General features: G+C 38.4%; 20 protein-coding genes. 10 read left to right on the top strand and 10 right to left on the bottom strand.

All coding sequences use genetic code 11. The features are described 5' to 3' along the window. Positions 1 to 2 precede the first annotated feature (2 nt). Genes G7Y56_RS05685 through G7Y56_RS05670 form a run of 4 tightly spaced genes read left to right on the top strand, consistent with a single transcriptional unit; the run spans position 3 to position 2,310 of the window. Positions 3 to 788 (top strand): hypothetical protein, encoded by a 786-nt coding sequence (locus G7Y56_RS05685; RefSeq protein WP_165041812.1) that lies wholly within the window; start codon positions 3 to 5, stop codon positions 786 to 788. Then, positions 785 to 1,198 carry a thioesterase family protein gene (locus tag G7Y56_RS05680; protein ID WP_165022534.1) on the top strand — a complete coding sequence of 138 codons (414 nt, stop codon included), beginning with the start codon at positions 785 to 787 and terminating at the stop codon, positions 1,196 to 1,198. Before G7Y56_RS05685 ends, G7Y56_RS05680 begins: the two co-directional genes overlap by 4 nt. Positions 1,199 to 1,202: 4 nt before the next feature. Further along, positions 1,203 to 1,610, top strand: coding sequence for a thioesterase family protein (locus tag G7Y56_RS05675; protein WP_165041810.1), 408 nt, complete (start codon positions 1,203 to 1,205; stop codon positions 1,608 to 1,610). Between the two features lies 1 nt (position 1,611). After that, on the top strand, positions 1,612 to 2,310 hold the full coding sequence (locus G7Y56_RS05670; protein WP_165041808.1) for a histidine phosphatase family protein: 699 nt from the start codon (positions 1,612 to 1,614) through the stop codon (positions 2,308 to 2,310). 18 nt (positions 2,311 to 2,328) lie between these two features. Here the strand turns inward: G7Y56_RS05670 and G7Y56_RS05665 are convergent, their stop codons facing one another. Continuing rightward, on the bottom strand, positions 2,329 to 2,781 hold the full coding sequence (locus G7Y56_RS05665) for a hypothetical protein (RefSeq protein WP_165041805.1): 453 nt from the start codon (positions 2,779 to 2,781) through the stop codon (positions 2,329 to 2,331). 66 nt (positions 2,782 to 2,847) lie between these two features. Next, the gene (gene epsC, locus G7Y56_RS05660) at positions 2,848 to 3,663 is read right to left on the bottom strand and encodes a serine O-acetyltransferase EpsC (protein ID WP_165022520.1); all 816 of its coding nucleotides are present in this window, start codon (positions 3,661 to 3,663) and stop codon (positions 2,848 to 2,850) included. A 208-nt stretch (positions 3,664 to 3,871) separates the two neighbouring features. Between epsC and gdhA the strand changes: the two genes are divergently transcribed. Beyond that, positions 3,872 to 5,209: an NADP-specific glutamate dehydrogenase gene (gene gdhA / locus G7Y56_RS05655; RefSeq protein ID WP_165041803.1), complete on the top strand. Its 1,338-nt coding sequence runs from the start codon at positions 3,872 to 3,874 to the stop codon at positions 5,207 to 5,209. Between the two features lie 79 nt (positions 5,210 to 5,288). Here the strand turns inward: gdhA and G7Y56_RS05650 are convergent, their stop codons facing one another. The 5 genes from G7Y56_RS05650 to folB form a co-directional block, all read right to left on the bottom strand. Further along, the gene (locus tag G7Y56_RS05650; RefSeq protein WP_165041800.1) at positions 5,289 to 5,678 is read right to left on the bottom strand and encodes a hypothetical protein; all 390 of its coding nucleotides are present in this window, start codon (positions 5,676 to 5,678) and stop codon (positions 5,289 to 5,291) included. 53 nt (positions 5,679 to 5,731) lie between these two features. After that, positions 5,732 to 8,227 carry a T9SS type A sorting domain-containing protein gene (locus G7Y56_RS05645; protein WP_165041798.1) on the bottom strand — a complete coding sequence of 832 codons (2,496 nt, stop codon included), beginning with the start codon at positions 8,225 to 8,227 and terminating at the stop codon, positions 5,732 to 5,734. A 309-nt stretch (positions 8,228 to 8,536) separates the two neighbouring features. Then, complete coding sequence (locus G7Y56_RS05640; RefSeq protein WP_165041796.1) at positions 8,537 to 10,057, bottom strand: DUF4301 family protein; 1,521 nt, start codon at positions 10,055 to 10,057, stop codon at positions 8,537 to 8,539. A 60-nt stretch (positions 10,058 to 10,117) separates the two neighbouring features. Beyond that, entirely contained in the window at positions 10,118 to 10,645 is a 528-nt protein-coding gene (locus tag G7Y56_RS05635; RefSeq protein ID WP_165022503.1) for an RNA methyltransferase, read from the bottom strand. 4 nt (positions 10,646 to 10,649) lie between these two features. After that, positions 10,650 to 11,003, bottom strand: a complete 354-nt coding sequence (gene folB / locus G7Y56_RS05630) for a dihydroneopterin aldolase (protein WP_165041944.1) — start codon at positions 11,001 to 11,003, stop codon at positions 10,650 to 10,652. Positions 11,004 to 11,233: 230 nt separating this feature from the next. Between folB and G7Y56_RS05625 the strand changes: the two genes are divergently transcribed. The 5 genes from G7Y56_RS05625 to G7Y56_RS05605 all read left to right on the top strand — a co-directional run bounded on the left by G7Y56_RS05625 (position 11,234) and on the right by G7Y56_RS05605 (position 16,053). Next, a complete protein-coding gene (locus tag G7Y56_RS05625) occupies positions 11,234 to 11,581 on the top strand; it encodes a polymer-forming cytoskeletal protein (RefSeq protein WP_165041794.1) in 348 nt (115 codons plus the stop codon). Positions 11,582 to 11,627: 46 nt separating this feature from the next. Continuing rightward, positions 11,628 to 13,406, top strand: a complete 1,779-nt coding sequence (locus tag G7Y56_RS05620; RefSeq protein WP_165041792.1) for an aminopeptidase P family protein — start codon at positions 11,628 to 11,630, stop codon at positions 13,404 to 13,406. Beyond that, positions 13,396 to 14,823, top strand: a complete 1,428-nt coding sequence (locus G7Y56_RS05615) for a thioredoxin-like domain-containing protein (protein ID WP_165041790.1) — start codon at positions 13,396 to 13,398, stop codon at positions 14,821 to 14,823. Before G7Y56_RS05620 ends, G7Y56_RS05615 begins: the two co-directional genes overlap by 11 nt. After that, positions 14,810 to 15,328: a gamma carbonic anhydrase family protein gene (locus G7Y56_RS05610; RefSeq protein WP_165041788.1), complete on the top strand. Its 519-nt coding sequence runs from the start codon at positions 14,810 to 14,812 to the stop codon at positions 15,326 to 15,328. The genes G7Y56_RS05615 and G7Y56_RS05610 overlap by 14 nt, the downstream gene beginning before the upstream one ends. A 95-nt stretch (positions 15,329 to 15,423) precedes the next feature. Then, the gene (locus G7Y56_RS05605; protein WP_165041786.1) at positions 15,424 to 16,053 is read left to right on the top strand and encodes a nitroreductase family protein; all 630 of its coding nucleotides are present in this window, start codon (positions 15,424 to 15,426) and stop codon (positions 16,051 to 16,053) included. Between the two features lie 71 nt (positions 16,054 to 16,124). On the opposite strand, the gene G7Y56_RS05600 is transcribed toward G7Y56_RS05605, so the two are convergent. The 3 genes from G7Y56_RS05600 to rsmA form a co-directional block, all read right to left on the bottom strand. Further along, entirely contained in the window at positions 16,125 to 16,688 is a 564-nt protein-coding gene (locus tag G7Y56_RS05600; RefSeq protein WP_165041784.1) for a DUF2179 domain-containing protein, read from the bottom strand. A gap of 183 nt (positions 16,689 to 16,871) precedes the next feature. Then, the gene (corA, locus tag G7Y56_RS05595) at positions 16,872 to 17,810 is read right to left on the bottom strand and encodes a magnesium/cobalt transporter CorA (protein WP_165022484.1); all 939 of its coding nucleotides are present in this window, start codon (positions 17,808 to 17,810) and stop codon (positions 16,872 to 16,874) included. A 22-nt stretch (positions 17,811 to 17,832) separates the two neighbouring features. Then, positions 17,833 to 18,645, bottom strand: coding sequence for a 16S rRNA (adenine(1518)-N(6)/adenine(1519)-N(6))-dimethyltransferase RsmA (rsmA, locus tag G7Y56_RS05590; protein WP_165041782.1), 813 nt, complete (start codon positions 18,643 to 18,645; stop codon positions 17,833 to 17,835). Between the last annotated feature and the right edge of the window lie 71 nt (positions 18,646 to 18,716).

Below are 18,716 nucleotides of genomic sequence, written 5' to 3'. Positions count from 1 at the left end.
CTATGAAAAGAATAATATTACTACTTTCTATCATTATCCCCATCTGTCTTTATTCAAACGAAACAGATAAAAAGGATATTGTGCAAAAAGGCAAGGACGAAGCCATATATTCAAAACCCTTTGCTAAGATTACAAAAGCAAAAGGTTGGTGGTATGATGGAGAGCAAGGTCAATGGATAGGCGATAGTAATACAATAGGTAATATTGATAATTTTAAAAGCTATGAGTTTGGATTTGTAACCTTTGGCGATAAACGTTATCTCTATTTCACCAAAGAGTATTTGACCGAAAATACTTTCTGGTTTAAGAAAGAATCCCAAACTTACATTTTAGACATTGATGAATATAAAGAGACAACACACGAGATATCTCCCATAAGAAATACATTTGCTTTCAGGGCATTGGCTAATGAATTCTCGAAGAAGCCTCAGTCAATAAATTTAGACGAGAATACAAATTATTCGGTATATCTTGTCTTTAAATTTGGAGTAGATGTGGAGAAAAACATTGTCCAGTTTCTGATATATGACGAATCTCAATTCAATGCAAGAGACGAAATATATAGGGTAAGCAAGTCTTCACTTAATAGCAAATATAATGATGTCGAAACATACGGAGAATTAGGTCTATATATCACTGCTGCCGATTATCCCGACGAATATTATCAAACAGACCTTATGTATGAGAATTTTTATTACGAAATGGATTTTGATAAGTTCTTAGATTTTATTACCTCTCCTTTCAGAGCCACAAGTGAAGAGGTTGAACCAGAAAATGAAATAAAATGAATAATAAACAATCAATATATCAACACAGCATGAAAGTGCGCGACTACGAATGCGACGCACAGGGAATTGTAAACAACGCCAACTATCAGCACTACTATGAGGTAGCTCGCCACGAATTTCTGGAAGAGCATCAATTAAACTTTTACGAACTGCACGAGCAAGGTATCGATGCCGTAGTAGTGAGTGTGTATATTCGTTACAAACACTCGCTAAGAGGAGGTAACGATTTTATATGCACCATAGATTCTCTTGAGAAAGAAGGTATTCGATACATTTTTCACCAAAAAATAGTACGGTTAAAAGACAATAAAGTTTGTTCGACAGCAAAGATAGAGGTCGCTTGTATGACAAATGGGAAAGTAGGCAAACCTGATATTTTCGACAAGGCTTTTGATAAGTACATGCAATAAAAAAATGGCTCTAACATACGAACATAAAATGAAAGTGCGTGACTACGAATGTGATGCACAGGGTGTAGTCAACAATGCAAATTACCTGCATTATTTTGAAGCTACACGCCATGAATTGATGGAGGAGTGCGGACTCAGGCTTCGCGATCTGACAGAAGCAAATATCCTGCCGGTAGTACGAAACGCAAACGTCAGCTATAAAAACTCATTACGAGGTTCTGACGAATTTATGAGTACAATTAAAATAGTAAGAGATGGTCTGCGCTATTATTTTCATCAGGATATTACGCGTACAGCCGACAGCGTTTTGTGCTCGAGTGCTATTATAGAAGTAGTGTGCCTTATAGATGGCAAAGTAGCTAAACCCGAAATGTTTGATAAAGCATTTACTAATTATATAACTTGGAAATAACATGAGTAAAATTACAATATACGTTGCCCGTCATGGCAAAACAATGATGAATAGCCTTGATAAAGTACAAGGATGGTGCGACTCTCCCCTTACAAAAGAAGGTATTGACGCAGCCCGGTATCTGGGTTATGGTATGGATGATATAACTTTTCGAACTGCTTATTGCAGCGACCTGAGAAGAACCCACCAAACAGTTCAGATTGTACTGGGAGCTAAAGGACAGGATGATATACCCGTTATAGAACTAGCCGGACTGCGTGAGGCATGTTTTGGTAGCTTCGAGGCAGACTATAATGGTGTGATGTGGGGCAATGCTGCGCTCTTCTTACAATACACTTCGTACGAAGATATGTACAAAGACATAATGGATCGGAAGATCAATTACAGCCATGTCCTAAATGTTATCAAAAAACTCGATAAAATGGGTATGGCCGAAAGCTTCGATCAGTTGGAAGCCCGCACACAGGAAAGCCTGAAAGAAATAGCTGAAAATGAGACACAGTACGGAGATGGCAATGTATTGGTTATAGCACATGGCATGAGCATCCTTGGTATGCTTTATAATCTGGGAGGTGATAAACTCTTAAAAGGTGCGCTAGATAATGCTGCTGTATGCAAAGTCATCTACGAAGATGGCAAGTTCACAGTAGAATCGATGGGCGACATGAGCTATGTCGAAAAAGGCAAGAAAAAGGAATAAAAAAGAGTAAGATTTTTCTTACTCTTTTAATAATTTCTCAAGAAAGTCATCGAATTCACGATCAAATTTTTCGAGTAAGTCATTATCCAGCTGAACGGTAGAATCGTCGGTAATTAGTAAAAGTTCTTCTATTACTACAAAGTTTTCGTCAGCATAATTTATAGAAAAAGGCTTGTATAGCTCTAGTGATGCAAAAGCATCCTGACCATCCAAATCCTCCGTTACAGCGCGAAGAACGGATGCAATATATTCATCCGGCAGTTCGTCTACCTTATCAATCCAATCGAAAATAACAACCTCTGCCGCACGATTTTCTTCGTCGTCATAGATTGCCACCTCACCACTCTCTTTATCTACTGTGATAAAAATATCAGTAAGAGAACTTCCCTGATAGTTTTTGGACAAAATGTCTACTGCTTCAAGAAAAGTCTTCTTAATTAATTGAGGTATCTCTTTATTTTTCTCATCCATAAGGTTCGAGCTAATTATTTTTTACGAAGGTAATAAAATAAACGAATAATTGATGTCTACATACTATTAAATAGAGAAATCGGCAGCCTCACCGCCATGCAAAGCGCTACGAATTCTAATTTCAGCATTTTGCATCACCTGCGAATAAGGAACTACGCTTTTTGTCAACCAGGCATTACCCCCGATTAGCGAATCGTGACCAACTACAGTTTTTCCACCCAAAATAGTAGCCCCTGCATATATCACTACATTATCTTCGATCGTCGGATGGCGCTTCTCGTTAAACAGTCCTTTAGTTACAAATAAGGCACCAAGAGTTACGCCTTGATATATCTTCACATTATTACCTATTATCGTTGTCTCGCCTATTACAATCCCTGTTCCGTGGTCGATATAAAACGAATCGCCGATCACTGCACCGGGATTAATATCTATTCCTACTTTCGAATGTGCATATTCGGAGAATAATCTTGGTATTATAGGTGTTCCTTGTTTATAGAATTCATGCGAAATACGGTAAACTGTCATTGCAAAAAAACCGGGATAAGTTATCATCACCTCTTCGACCGACCTTGCAGCAGGATCATTCAAATAATATACTTCTGCCTCTTTATATAAACGATCTTGTAATTTTGGCAACTTCTCCAGAAATGTGTCGATTATCGCTTCTGCCCGCTCCCGATCGAGAAGCGCAGTTAGATTCTCGACCAAAACCGAATAAAATAAGTACAGACTTTTCTCTACTGTTCTTTCGTGATCACATATCGGAAAGAGAACACGATGAATCAGCGTATCCAAAGCATCCTCCAACTCTATCTTATTAATAGGCAAATGCTTCGATGTAGCATTTAGGCGACTAGCAATATTATGAACGTTTACCATAATCTAAGTTTTAAGGTCGCAGACCTTTTATTATTTACACAAACAAATGTAATAATTAAAAAAGAAAAAAAGGTTCACGAAATTGTCTTATTAATAATATGTTTTATATCACATTTTTCAGGCTAAAAAACATAAAAATAAAATATCTAAATAAAATCCATTATTCTTACATTTGTATAGTTACATACACATATTTAACAACATTAATATGAATATAAATAACATTCTGTCAGCGCTGGAAGCAAAACATCCGGGCGAACATGAATATCTCCAAGCAGTAAAAGAGGTATTGGTTTCCATAGAAGATGTGTACAATCAACATCCCGAATTTGAGAAGGCACGTATAATAGAGCGTCTGGTAGAACCGGATAGAATCTTTACGTTCCGTGTAACATGGCTTGATGATAAAGGCCAAATACAAACGAATTTAGGATACCGTGTGCAATTCAACAATGCAATAGGCCCATACAAAGGAGGGCTCCGTTTTCATGCCTCGGTGAACCTCTCAAGCCTTAAATTTCTAGGCTTCGAGCAAATATTCAAGAATGCGCTTACAACCCTTCCGATGGGAGGCGGTAAAGGCGGATCGGATTTCAGCCCGAGAGGTAAATCGAATACAGAAATTATGCGCTTCTGCCAGGCCTTTATGCTCGAATTGTGGCGTAATATAGGGCCTGATACAGATGTTCCGGCAGGAGATATAGGTGTAGGTACTCGCGAGATAGGCTACCTATATGGAATGTATAAAAAACTAGCGAGAGAAAATACAGGCACATTTACGGGTAAAGGCCTAGAGTATGGTGGTTCTTTAGTTCGCCCCGAAGCGACAGGCTTTGGTGCCCTTTATTTCGTCAATGAAATGTTGAAATCAAAGAATATCGATATAAAAGGGAAAACCGTTGCTGTATCAGGATTCGGAAACGTAGCTTGGGGCGCAACTCTTAAAGCAACTGAGTTTGGTGCGAAAGTAGTTACAATATCGGGTCCCGATGGTTATGTGTATGACAAGGATGGTATATCGGGAGAGAAGATAGAATATATGCTGGAATTGAGAGACTCGGGAGAAGATATAGTTGCTCCTTATGCCCAACGCTATCCAAGTGCGGTATTCTATGCCGGCAAGAAGCCATGGGAACAGCAGGTTGATATAGCATTGCCCTGTGCTATCCAAAATGAGTTGAATGAAGTTGATGTTAAAAATCTAATTACTAACAATGTAATATGTATAGCAGAAGTGTCTAATATGGGATGTACTGCCGAAGCCATCGATTTACTTATCGAAAAAAGAATCCTTTTCGCTCCGGGAAAAGCTGTTAATGCCGGTGGTGTTGCCACTTCGGGACTAGAAATGAGTCAGAATGCGATGCATATTCAATGGTCGGCAGAAGAAGTAGATCAACGGTTGCATCAGATAATGAATAGCATCCATAGTCAATGTCTGCAATATGGCAAAGAAAAGGATGGAAGTATCAATTATGTAAAGGGTGCTAATATTGCAGGCTTTATGAAAGTAGCAAAGGCCATGATGGCACAAGGTATAATATAATAAAACAGTATAATCCGATTGATAATAAAAAAAGAGGCATATCGGATATGCCTCTTTTTTTTATAGTTATTTTATCTCATTAAATATCATTCTTCCGTCTAGACGTCGTCATCCTTTTAAATCCGATGTAGAGTAAAAGAATAGACAATACAACGGGTAGAGTTGCATCACCAATAGGACCTCCGACATTGCCGGCATTGCCTTCTTCCCATTCATCTCCTCCGGGGAATACAAGACCTTCGTCCCAAGACTTTCCATATCCTATCCAAGAAGATACTCCTTGTGCAGATGCAGATAAAGGCGATACATTATCTCCAGCCATAGAACGCTTTTCTTTGCGCAAATATGATTCCGACGGAACTTCAGTTGTATTTATAGGTACATCCGGAGTGTCAGCTTGAACTACAGTTGGTAATGCAAAGGTGAAACATCCAATAAGTAGCAACAATATTATTAATTTAGTCTTCATTCTCTATTAGTTTTTCTTTGTGCTTCGTGCTCTGTCGTTAGTGTTATAATATCTTAGTTTTGTAATGTAATAAATTTAGTTGTAAAGTTTCTCTTTCCGGTAATCTTGACGATGTAAGTTCCTTGGCTTAATATTTTCATATATTGCATCGACGGCGTATTTGTTACAGTAGTCTTACCCATAAGGCGACCTTGAAGGTCGTATATCTGAACAAGGCTATTCATATCACCATCATTTAATCCATCAATGTAAATAATAGAACTATTGTAATAAACGCTAATTGGCAGAACCTCATCTACTATAATTTCGTTTGGTTTTTTATCGAAATATAATATAAAACGATTTTCTTTAGCTTGCTCGCCGGTCAGAGGTTTTGAAGTAAATACATACTCTGTCTCTGGTGTCAGTTCTATTTCTTTATTGTTTTCAAATCTATCCACCAACCATGCACGTTGCACTGATTGCAGTGACTCCATGCGGAATGGTTTGATACGTACACGTTGCGTAGTTTGCGTAGGAGTATAATATACAGCAATTTGCTTAGTTGTAGTAGGAATCGTATTTGTCAGCATAGGAACACCTTCGCTCGATCGGGTATAAATAATACCACTATAATTTAGAGCTGGATCTTCTCCGTTATCTGTCAATTGACCACCTTGTCCATGTTCAGCAGAACCACGTGCATTAACAATACCCTTACGTGAATCCGTATTATCATTAGAGCCCAAAGTTGCATTCTCGCGAAGAACGATTGTCATACGATCTTCCATCAAATTCTCATTGTTGTCTCCCAATACGATAGATTGCAGCAAAATTTCGTCTACCTTTTCAGCAACAGCTTTTCTAAGAGTCGGGTTACCGAATTTTGTTTTCTTATTTGGCAATGTTATTGTAACATTCTTACTTGCTTGCAATGCAAACATCTGCATTGGAGCTACTAAGCCATTCTCGGCAGTAACACTACTAGTACCACCTTCACCACCCGACGGTGAATCCCAGTAAGATACCTTGTATTGGAAATAATGCTTTCCACCCTCAAATTTATATCTTATTCTGCCATCACCAACAATCCAGTATTTGTTACGGATATCGGCAGCAGTATTATTATCAGACACAGTTACACCCCAATCAGGTAAAGATGTAGGAGTATCAGTACCTTCAGATGCAGCCACATTTATTATATCGGACAAATCTAATGGAGCTCCGTACGGATTACCCAAAAAGTTAAGACCTTTTGTCAAATCGACAGTGTAAGATGCTACCATCGGAGAAACAGCCGATTCTATATTCAAAAAGCTTTCTCTGTAGTCCGTCCAGTTGTTCACATCTGTCGGAGAAATGGCACCTGAAGCAGAGTTTACAGTAGCAGGGAATTGATTAAATCCATATCTTACCTGTGTCAATAAAGCCCTATTAAACTGGTAACCACCAACAGCTCTATAGCCATAGGTACCACCAGGAAGTGAATGATTATCTTCAATAAGATCGAAATCAAAAGATGTAACATCTTGCGCCATAAAATAACCTTTACCTGGTTTCATGTCAAATTTAGGATCTACAACAGGTCCCGTAGAACCAGTTAAACTCCAAGGTTTCGGATCTAACAATGTATTGAAAAACATATGGTCAGCACGAACACCCGACGCCGGATACCCAATCATATTACGACCTTGTATCGGGGTAAAACCAGTCAGCATATACCCATCATCACCAGACAATTGATTCGAACCCGGAGCACCTGCTCCCGGTAATGTTACAGGATTATACAATTTCAGATCGAGAAAAGAACGTCCCTGATACCAAGTTCTATAATCGTTATCAGCATAACCACTTACAACACCATTGCTAACAGCTTTAGTTATACCTGCTGCACCTCTGGATTTGATATAAGCAATATCCAACACCCTAGAATTAGCAGAATTATATTTTGCCTCCTGCGTAAACCACGATCCGGCATTTAGGACGATACCATTAACCAATACAGCAGCCGACGGATCAACGGCAACATAAGACGTGCTATCCACAACAATGCTAGGGAAAGCAATGTGATGCACATCTCTCGTTGTAGAATTCATCTTTATAACTTGCTTATCCTTAAGATATGACGAAATAGGGCTACCAGTAGAAGGTGTAGGCAACACCGATATAGCAAACTCTTTAGCAGGACTACTAGCAACAGGCACATTCACAGAAGAGGTGAGAAAGTCAAAATTTGTATTCATAAACCAAACTTTACCAGTTTGGAAACCAGACTTATCAGCATCAACAAAAACACTATCTGATGCCAAAACGGGGTTACTAATAAAGTCTCCTGTAATACCAAACGCAGATTCATTCTGCATCTTAACGGCACTACCTGAAGCAAATTCGGCAGAACCATCAATCAACATTATCACCTTATCTCTTCCAATAGGACTAGTGCTTGTACGAGTCGTTGGTGCAGTATACATCGCCCCCTTGTTATAAAAGGTCACTTTATGACTAGGCTCTTGACCCTTTGCGACAAAAGGAATAAATAAAAGTATGATTAGTAATAATCGTAATCTCATATGCAGTTCTATAAATAAAGTAGTTTAAATAAAGTCGGTAACATAAATATAGTTTTAAAACTATATGCGACACAGGGTATTACAGCCCTCGATACACAATCAGTCGGTCGCATCCTCAGAATATTATGCAAATATAGTTCTTTTTTTCAACATTACAATAAAACACCTTTTTTTCTTCTATAAAATAACATAGGTTAAATGCCTAATATTAAATGATTAATAATTTATTATTCTTTTAGTTATTCTTAATATTTCATCACATCTGCAGAGGGCAAATAATAACAGCAAAATGAATAAAATGATTTAAAATCACACATTCAGATGATGCTTCCGAAGCAAATCGTTTATTGTTTTTACCGGATTAAACGTTTCAATCGGCACCTCTACAAATATAGTGTTCCAGTCAGACATTGCCCCATTCCACAAGCCGGGCAATTCGAGTGCTTTGAGCTTCTTGCCATTCTTCGACTTTATAGAGATAAAACCAGTATTCTCATCTACAAAATCTTTAAGATTGAATGTCCGCCCACGATAATCTTTTATACCGCACACCAAGTCAACCGGATTGAAATGCGTACCCTCACTGAACATTCTTTTCTTAGTCGGATCATCCATATCTATTTGCGAACTTTCCAGTATTTGAGGAGAAATAGTACCATCCGAATTTTCTGCCAAAAACGGACCGCCACCGGGCTCTCCCACATTTTTCACCATACCGCATACACGGCTAGGGCGATCGAGCTTACGCTTAAGATATAAAACCAGCTCAGCATCTTCGAGTAGTTTGGTTTCAGGGTTTTTAATATTGAGAACATTTTGCAGGAAATGCAGAATTTCGAGCAACTCATCGTGAGTATATCGACCACTATCGAGCAATTTCAGATACTCAAATATTTTCTTTTGTGTAGATACCAACACTCCTGCAAGTATCTTTTTATATTTCGTCTCTGTTTCTTTAAACTTATCAGGAACCGTATTATCTATATTCTTAATAAATACTATATCCGCATTCAAATCGTTCAGATTCTCGATCAAAGCTCCATGCCCACCCGGGCGGAAAAGCAATTCGCCATTTTCCCTGAACGGTTCATTATTAGAATCTGCAGCTACTGTATCTGTACTTGATTTTTGTTCACTAAAAGTAACATCGTAAGCAACCTTCAACTCAGCCTCCACCAATGGCACCTTCTCGTTGATCAGTTTTTGAAACTCTTTACGGTGCTCGGGTGATACTGTAAAATGTATATTAACTTCGCCTTTACTATTGCATGCATATAAATAACCTTCTTTCAGATGTTCTTCGACCGGCGTGCGGGAGAAACCATCGTAACGATGAAATTTCAACAATCCCTTAGGCAAATCACCATATTTAAGACCATAAGGCTCTAGCAAGTTCCCTACTATACTTTTATATTTACCTTCTTTTAGCAAATGTGCTATATTTTTATGCGAATGCTTTAAGCAAGCCTCGTCCAGATCTTCATAAAAAGCAAACTGACTTAACTCATCGAAAAACTTATCTTCGAATGGTGTAGTCGGTATATCATAAGGAGCGTCAAGAAATTCAAACAAATCTTTAAACATGCGGCTGGCAGCACCAGATGCCGGAACAAATTTCACAATCTTTTTATTAGACGATAAGTAATTATTCCACGCATCCAAATATACTTGTTCTTTGCCATCAACAACCAAAATACCTTTTTGTGTCGACGCTGCAGAAGCCAGTTCCAGATATGGAAATCCTTTACGAAAACAATCCAATTGTTTTTGAAGTTCGTCTTCTGTTATTCCTTTTTTAGCCAAGAGGGCTTTATCTTGCTCTGTAATCATGCTATTGCCGTTTTAATTAGTTAACCTATAGTTACAAATCTAATAAAAAATCTGAATTTATCATCGTAATTGTTTCGAAAATTCCCAAATAACAACACCTCCTGCTACTGAGACATTTAGCGAATGTTTTGTTCCAAATTGTGGAATTTCGATACACGAATGACATAAATCAACGACCTCTTGCTGTACACCTTTCACTTCATTACCTAAAACGATTGCATATTTTTTACTCTTATCTAATTGCAAATCATCAAGCATAATACTGTTTCGGGCTTGTTCTATCGCACAAATTGTAAAACCCATCTCATTCAACCGCTCGATAGCCTGCTCCGTCTTCTCGAAATAAAGCCAATCCACCGAATCTTCCGCGCCTAATGCAGTCTTGTGTATTTCCACACTTGGCGGCGTGGCTGTTATGCCACACAAATAGATCGATTGAACAAGAAACGCATCCGACGAGCGGAATATAGAACCAATGTTATTCAGGCTTCTAACATTATCTAAAACAACTACAAGTGGTATCTTGTTTGCCAATTTAAACTCATTTATAGAGATTCTATCTAATTCTGTTATTTTCTTTACCTTCATCGAGTCAATCTATTAAAAGGACACTTGCATAATCTACCTGACCTCCTAACGGTGGGTTACGTTTCGACAGTTTTAACTCGATAGTATTTATTTGAGCATATTTATCTTTAAGACGCTTAATTATGCGATACGCTGCATGCTCAAGCAACTTAGATGGCGTTTTCATCTCATTTTTTACTATTTCAAACACATCCGCATAGCTAACAGTATCAGTTAATATATCAGATTCACAAGATCTTAACAAATCAACTTCTATTTTTAAATTTATTACAAAAATATTTCCAACCTTAGTTTCCTGTTCAAAAACGCCATGATTGGCATAGATGATAACATTTTCGAGTAAGATATAACTTTTCACTTGATTCATATTTTAATTACACGACAAAGGTAGAAAAAACAACAAGTATCTCTTTGTTTTTCTTAAGGCAAGTTGCTCATTTCTTATAAACTCTTAAATCAACAGAGAGATTTAAACTACTTCGAGTTTTTTAGTTAAATTTGCTCGTCAAATATTTTAAGGTCAAAGACCTGAACTATACGGCACAACATTTAATATTACACTTTACCTACTTATTAAAATACGAATATATGGCTAGAAATGAAATCATTACAACATCAGGCACTCATAATGTACTTGCGATAGGCACTGTTATAAAAGGAGATATATGTGCCGAAGAAGATTTCCGTATCGATGGTACAATAGAAGGCGATATCACCTGTAAAGGGAAAATAATAATAGGAGCACAAAGTTCTATAACAGGAAATATAGAATGTACGAATATAGAAATGATGGGCAAAGTGACAGGTAATATTTGTTGTACGAACAATATTATACTTAGAGCGTCGGCCAATCTCAACGGAGAAATAAAATCTCAAACAATCGAGATAGAACCCGGTGCTATATTTTCGGGAACTTGCTCTATGCTAACAGAATAAAAGAACAATATATAAAACCATATATTGTTATAAAATATACAGAATTATGAGTAATATAATAGAACATAGACTGGGCGCACTGCGCAAGTTTATGGAAGAAAAAGGCTTACACGCCTTTGTGATACCAACTACCGATGCACACCTGAGCGAATATCCTGCTCCTCATTGGGCATCGAGAGAATGGATCAGTGGCTTTTCCGGTTCGGCCGGTTCGGTAGTCGTAACACGTGAGAAAGCTGCATTGTGGACAGACTCCCGTTATTTTCTACAAGCTGCAGACCAATTGAGAGGAACCTCATATCTTCTGCAAAAAGAAGGTTTGCCCTCTACACCGAGCATAGACGAATGGCTAACCGACGAATTGGGTGAAGGCGAATATGTAGGTATAGATGGCGGTGTATATGCAGCGAAAGATGCATTCTCGCTAATACATAAACTAAACATGAAGGGGTTGCACCTCATCAACGATTACGATCCGTTTGCCGAAATATGGCACGACAGAGCGGCTATACCACAAAATCCGATATTTGTTCTACCCGAAAAATATGCAGGCGAACCTGCTCACAAAAAGATCGCGCGTATATGCGACAACCTGGAAAAAACCGGTGCAAAATCGTTACTTGTAGCATCACTCGATACTATTGCATGGATATTCAACATCAGAGGTAACGATGTAAAATGCAATCCGGTAGCAGTGAGCTATGCATTTGTATCGAAAGAAGAAACAGTATTATTTATAGACCCGAAGAAACTATCACCCGAAATAGCCAAATACCTACAAAGCGAAGGTGTTATAATTGCCGAATATACGAAGATATACGACTTTGTAGCTAAACTGGATACATCCGTATGCCTAGATAGCAACAAGATCACTTTCAACCTATATAATACCATACCTAAGCAATGCCGCATTGTAGATATCCCCTCTCCTGCCGACCTGATGAAAAGCATCAAGAACGAAACAGAAACAGAGGGTTTTCGGAATGCGATGCAACGTGATGGTGTTGCTCTTGTAAAATTCCTTATGTGGCTCGAAAAGGCTGTACCAAAAGGCGAAGTAACGGAAATGCTTATCACCGAAAAGCTGGTTGAATACAGAAGTCAGCAAACCGATTATGTAGGTGAAAGCTTCGACACCATTGCCGGATACGGACCCAATGGGGCTATTGTACACTATCATGTAACACCCGAAAGTTCGGCAGAAGTGAAACCCGATGGTTTTATGCTTATCGATTCGGGGGCACAATATTTTGACGGAACAACCGATATTACACGTACTGTCGCAGTTGGTCCGCTTACCGAACAGATGAAGAAAGACTACACGATGGTACTGAAAGGGCATATCGGTATTGCGACAGTTATTTATCCGCAAGGAACACGTGGCAACCAGATAGATATACTTGCCCGCAAAACCCTTTGGGATAACGGACTAAATTATCTTCATGGTACAGGACACGGCATCGGACATTTTCTGAATGTACACGAAGGCCCTCAAAACATCCGCATGAATGAGAACCCGACTACCTTGCAGCCGGGAATGGTTACATCTAACGAACCGGGACTTTATCGGGCAGGAAAGTATGGAATCCGTATCGAGAATCTCATATTGACTCGACATGAAATGACAACTGAGTTTGGCGATTTCTATTCGTTCGAGACATTGACTCTTTGCCCTATAGATACAACGCCGATAATAAAAGAAATGCTAACACAAACAGAAATCACTTGGTTCAACGAATATCAGAAATACGTTTACGATCGTCTTTCTCCACTGTTGAACGAAGATGAAAAGCAATGGTTAAAAGAAAAGACGAATGAAATCTAAATTTCTCACTTTATTACTCCTGCTTCTTTGTATAAATATTGGAGCACAAAGCACAAGTACGAAAAAAGACGGATATCGCATCGAAATCGATGCTCCTCAGAAGAAAGACAAGGTAGTTTACCTTGTTAAATATTGGAACGGAGATAGCTATGCACAAGATTCAGTCCAATTGTCGAACGAAGGGAAAGGAGTTTTGTCTTCGGATCAGAAACTGAGCGAAGGACAATACCTAATATATATCAAGCCTGACATACAACTCGATTTGCTGATAGGTGATACGCAAGACAATATTAAGTTGCACATCGAAGAAGGTAACTTCAAAGCATGCACTGTAACAGGAAGCAGAGACACGGAACTCTTATGGCAATATCTTGCAAAGTTGGATGAGAACCGAAAAGAGAAAGAAGCTTTAGAGGAGAAACTGGAAAACGAAACCATATCGGCACAACAACGTACAAGCTTGGAGAAAAAGATACAAACAATAGATTCAAATATTCAGGCTTATATTAAATCGATGACCGATAAAAATAAGGGTAGCTGGTTTGCTTCTTTCCTTAAAGGAATGGAGCCGATTACACCCCTCTATACCACACCTCAGAATGAAGATGAATATAGAGCTAACAGACAGTTTATAAAAGATCACTTCTTCGATAATATTGATCTCGAAGATCCACGAATCTGGAATACGAATTACTTTACTACCTACCTCGATAATTATATGGAACAATGGGTAGAACCCATCCCCGACTCTATTGCTATAGCTTCGAGTCGATTGGTAGGCAAAACACAAGGTAATGAATACACATTCAAAGAAATGTTATCCCGATTGGCAAATCAATCAATTACCAGTCCGATAATGGGCAGGGAAAATGTATGGGCTAAGCTGGCTGAAGATTACATATTCGACAAAAATATTACTTGGATAGACAGTACTCAATTGATCGAAATGAGAAGCGGGTATGAAAAAATCCGGCACAACCGTATCGGAATGCAGGGAAAAGGATTGAAATTGATCGATATAAACGGCAAAATGATCGACACCGATACTATCGACGCAGAATATCTTATACTCTATTTTTACGATCCTACATGTAGCCATTGCAAACAGGAAACACCTATAATCCACGATCAGATATTCGCTAAGTACAAAGATAAAAAGATGAAAGTAGTAGCAATATCCATTAATAACGACAAAGAAGAATGGGCAAACTTCATAGAAAAAAATAATCTGTCGGATTGGATAAATGTGAGCGACCCTGATTTCAAATCGCAATACTGGATGTATTATGATACCAGCGGTGTACCGTCCATATTTGTACTGGACAAAAACAAAACAATAATAGCTAAGAAAATAGACGAGAAGAATTTAGCAAAGTTTTTTGAATATTATATAGACAATAAAAATGGCACTAATTAAAGAAGTTAGAGATTTCACACCTCAAATAGGTAAGAATACATATTTAGCCGAAAATGCAACAATCATCGGCGATGTTATCATTGGCGATGATTGCAGCATCTGGTTCAACACCGTACTGCGTGGCGATGTAAATTCGATACGTATCGGCAACAGAGTTAATGTACAAGACGGCAGCGTGCTGCATACCTTATACCAAAAGTCGACTGTAGAGATCGGCGACGATGTATCTATCGGTCATAATGTAGTTATACACGGTGCTAAGATAGAAAACGGTGCATTGATTGGTATGGGTTCGGTGGTACTCGATTATGCTGTGATCGGCGAAGGCGCTATTGTGGCTGCTGGCTCAGTTGTGCTGAGTGGCACACAAGTAGAACCGGGTAGCATATATGCCGGTGTTCCTGCTAAATTTGTAAAGAAAGTCGATCCTGATCAGGCGAAAGAGATGAACCAAAAGATTGCTAAAAACTACCTGATGTATTCGGGCTGGTTTAAGGAAGAGTAATACATAAAAGAAGAACTTTTTAAGTAAGCATGTGTTTATATAACGCGTGCTTATTAAATTAAGTACCCTAGTAATAAAAAAGAAAAGGAAACAAAATGAGTTTAATAGAAGATCTTAAATGGCGACATGCCTGTAAGAGAATGAACGGTACAAAAGTACCTCAAGAGAAAATTGACAGAATTTTAGAAGCTATAAACCTCGCTCCTACATCATTAGGCTTGCAGGCATTCAAAGTGTTAGTTATAGAAAATCAGCAGTTGAAGGAACAGATTCTGGCAGAGGCTTGTCCTCAACAACCGGTAAAACAATGTTCTCATCTGCTTGTGTTTACCACATATACTCAAGTTACGGAAAAGACGCTGGACGAATATTTTGCTTTGATAGAAAAAGTTCGTAATCCGGGTAAGGAATGGTGCGATCACTATAGAGAAAAAATCGAAGGCTTTATGGAGAAAAACTACAGCAATACAGAAAGCTGGCTTGCCAGTCAGGTGTATATTGCACTTGGTGTAGCTTGTACTGCCGCTGCAAACGAAAGAGTAGACTCTGTACCTATCGAAGGCTTTAGTAAAGAAGCATTGAACAAGGTTCTCAATCTTCAAGAAAAAGGCTTGGCATCAGTCGTATTATTACCTCTGGGTTATAAAGACGAAGCTAACGATTGGTTGAATAATGTGCCTAAAGTAAGAAAAGACAATAAGGATTTGTTTGAGGTGATAAAGTAAGAAATCTTTACCAAAAATTATAATGGAGGCTGTATTTTTTTGAAAATACAGCCTTTTAATTTCACATCGTATTACTTACGAATACCAAATACCCCCGCTGCCGGAGTAGCAGAGGCAAAGATACCTTTCTTCTTAGTTCTTATATCTTCTACCAGATAAAACGCCTCGGGATCGAATGCCGCTATTATACCAGTTACGGCTTTTTGCGACTTACGGCTGATAACAGTCTCTACTATGTGCACTTCCGATCGGGCTCCTTCGCCACGAACAAAAGTAGAACCAAAACCACTTTGATTCAAGAGTTTAATCAGTTCATTGCCATTCTTATTGGTATACACTCGAAATAGTTGATAACCGAAAGCAATACGATTTTCGACCAGAATTCCCACATAATTGCCCGTTGCATACCCTCCTGCATAAGCCAGATAAGTTATTAGATCATTTGCATTTGCAAAAACCTGCGATATAACAACCACCCAGATAAACACTTCGAAAAAGCCGACAATGGGTGCTTTATAACGTTCTCCTTTCGATACAAAAATAATACGCAATGTACCCAAAGTCACATCGCAGATACGACCGAAAAATATAATAAAGGGTAATAACCAGGGTGAAGTTTCGAGAAAATCAAACATGGTAATTCTAATTTTAAGTAAATAAATGATTTAAGTTAAAGGTAAGAATTTATCCTTCCTTAAAAGAATAGATTAGCAATCTTTAAGATCATGGACTTTAGAGACTGACTTCTTAATACCAGCAATTCTTTCACTAACAATTGAATATAGAATATCAATTTATTCAGCTTACAAGAGGTAGCTTCACAGCCACTTCTTTCGCTTAAAGTAGATAAGAATAGTTGCAACCGAAACGATCATTAATCCGACTGAAAGTTCATAACCGTAGTCCCACTGAAGTTCGGGCATATCGTCGAAATTCATACCATATACACTCGCAATAAGCGTAGGAGGCATAAATATCACTGAGATAACGGTAAACATCTTAATAATCTTATTTTGTTCGATATTAACAAAACCGAGGAATGTATCTTGTAAGTAGTCCAGCCTATCGAAGCTGAATCGGATATGCTCGACTAGCGAATTTATATCTTTCACAATTATAGTCAACTTACTGTGCAAATCGCTTGGCATCATCTCACTTTTCAGCATGCTCGATACGGTACGTTGCTTATCGATGATATTCTCACGAAGCATCATCGTTTTTTCCTGTAAGTCTTTAATCTCCATCAGGATTTCTTCGTCCGCATCCTGAATACTATTACTCAATGCAGTAATACGTTGCGTCATTTGCTCGATCATATCGGCATCTATCTCCACCCGTGTTTCGAGCAATGCGACAAATACATGGAAACCTGTCGGGTAGTTTCGCGGACTGGCCGACATCTTCTTCACCGTTTCGTGAAAAGACACTAAATCTTCACTACGAACGGTAATCAGTATATTATTTTTGAGGATAAATGAAACGGGCTCCCGTTCAAAATTATTTTGTAAGAAGTTCAGGTTGACAACAAGTGAATCTGTTGTTTCCATATACCGAGACGACATCTCAATCTCGATCATCTCTTCTTCTTCCTGTATATATATTTTCAAATAATCCTCTAGTTCCGACTCTATTTCTTCATCGACATTATTTAAGTCGATCCAGAGGAAATTCTTGATAGGTGTAGTTTTCAAAAACTCAATGCTACGGCTCATCCGTATAACATTGTCTTTATGGTAGAATAGCTTTACTTCTGACATGTACTTATTTTTTAAGGGTACATTACTCTATTTTCTTCTCTCCTCCTGTGCCTCCTTCCGACAAGAATGCCGCCGTGATATTTGTCAATTCGACAAATTCGGTTACCGACAATTGTTCGGGGCGTTTACTGAAAATGGGTAGACTGTAAGCTTCGCAATCTTTACCTAACAGAGGTTTCATCGAATTACGTAAAGTTTTGCGTCGTTGATTAAAGCTTGTTTTTATAACCGTTTTAAACAACTTTCCGTTACAGCCCAGACTCTGTCGATCGTTGCGAACAAGCCTTACCACCGCCGACTTGACTTTGGGGGGAGGGTCGAAGACTTTTTCGCTGACTGTGAAGAGATATTCTACATCATACCATGCCTGCAAAAGAATGCTTAATATACCGCCGGTTTTTCCACCGGGCTTGGCTGCAATACGTTCCGCTACTTCTTTTTGTAGCATACCCGAACAGCAAACCACCTGATCTTTATATTCAAGTACCTTAAAAAATATCTGAGAAGATATATTATAGGGATAATTACCTATCACACAGAATTTATCTTTATAAAGTTCTCCCAAATCCAGTTGAAGGAAATCGCCTTCTATAATATGTCCACGTAGTGCCGGATAATGTTCATTAAGATAAGGAACCGAATCACGATCGAGTTCTACAACCGTCAAATCCCTGTCTTTTTCTAGCAGAAACTGAGTTAATACTCCCATACCGGGACCCACCTCCACGATGGGTACTCCTGGAAAACCATCCATTGTATCAGCTATTTGCTTCGCAATATCGAGGTCTTTCAGAAAGTGCTGTCCTAAGAATTTCTTTGGCTTAACTTCTCTCATACTAATAAATATCATTATCTTTGCCGCGCAAAGGTAGTGTTTTATTGCTAAAACCTGACTATCAGAGCAAC

The organism is Dysgonomonas sp. ZJ709 (genome assembly GCF_011039195.1).
Classification (GTDB): Bacteria; Bacteroidota; Bacteroidia; order Bacteroidales; family Dysgonomonadaceae; genus Dysgonomonas.
Note: the sequence above shows the minus strand (reverse complement) of the source record. Positions and strands in the feature narration are given on the sequence as shown.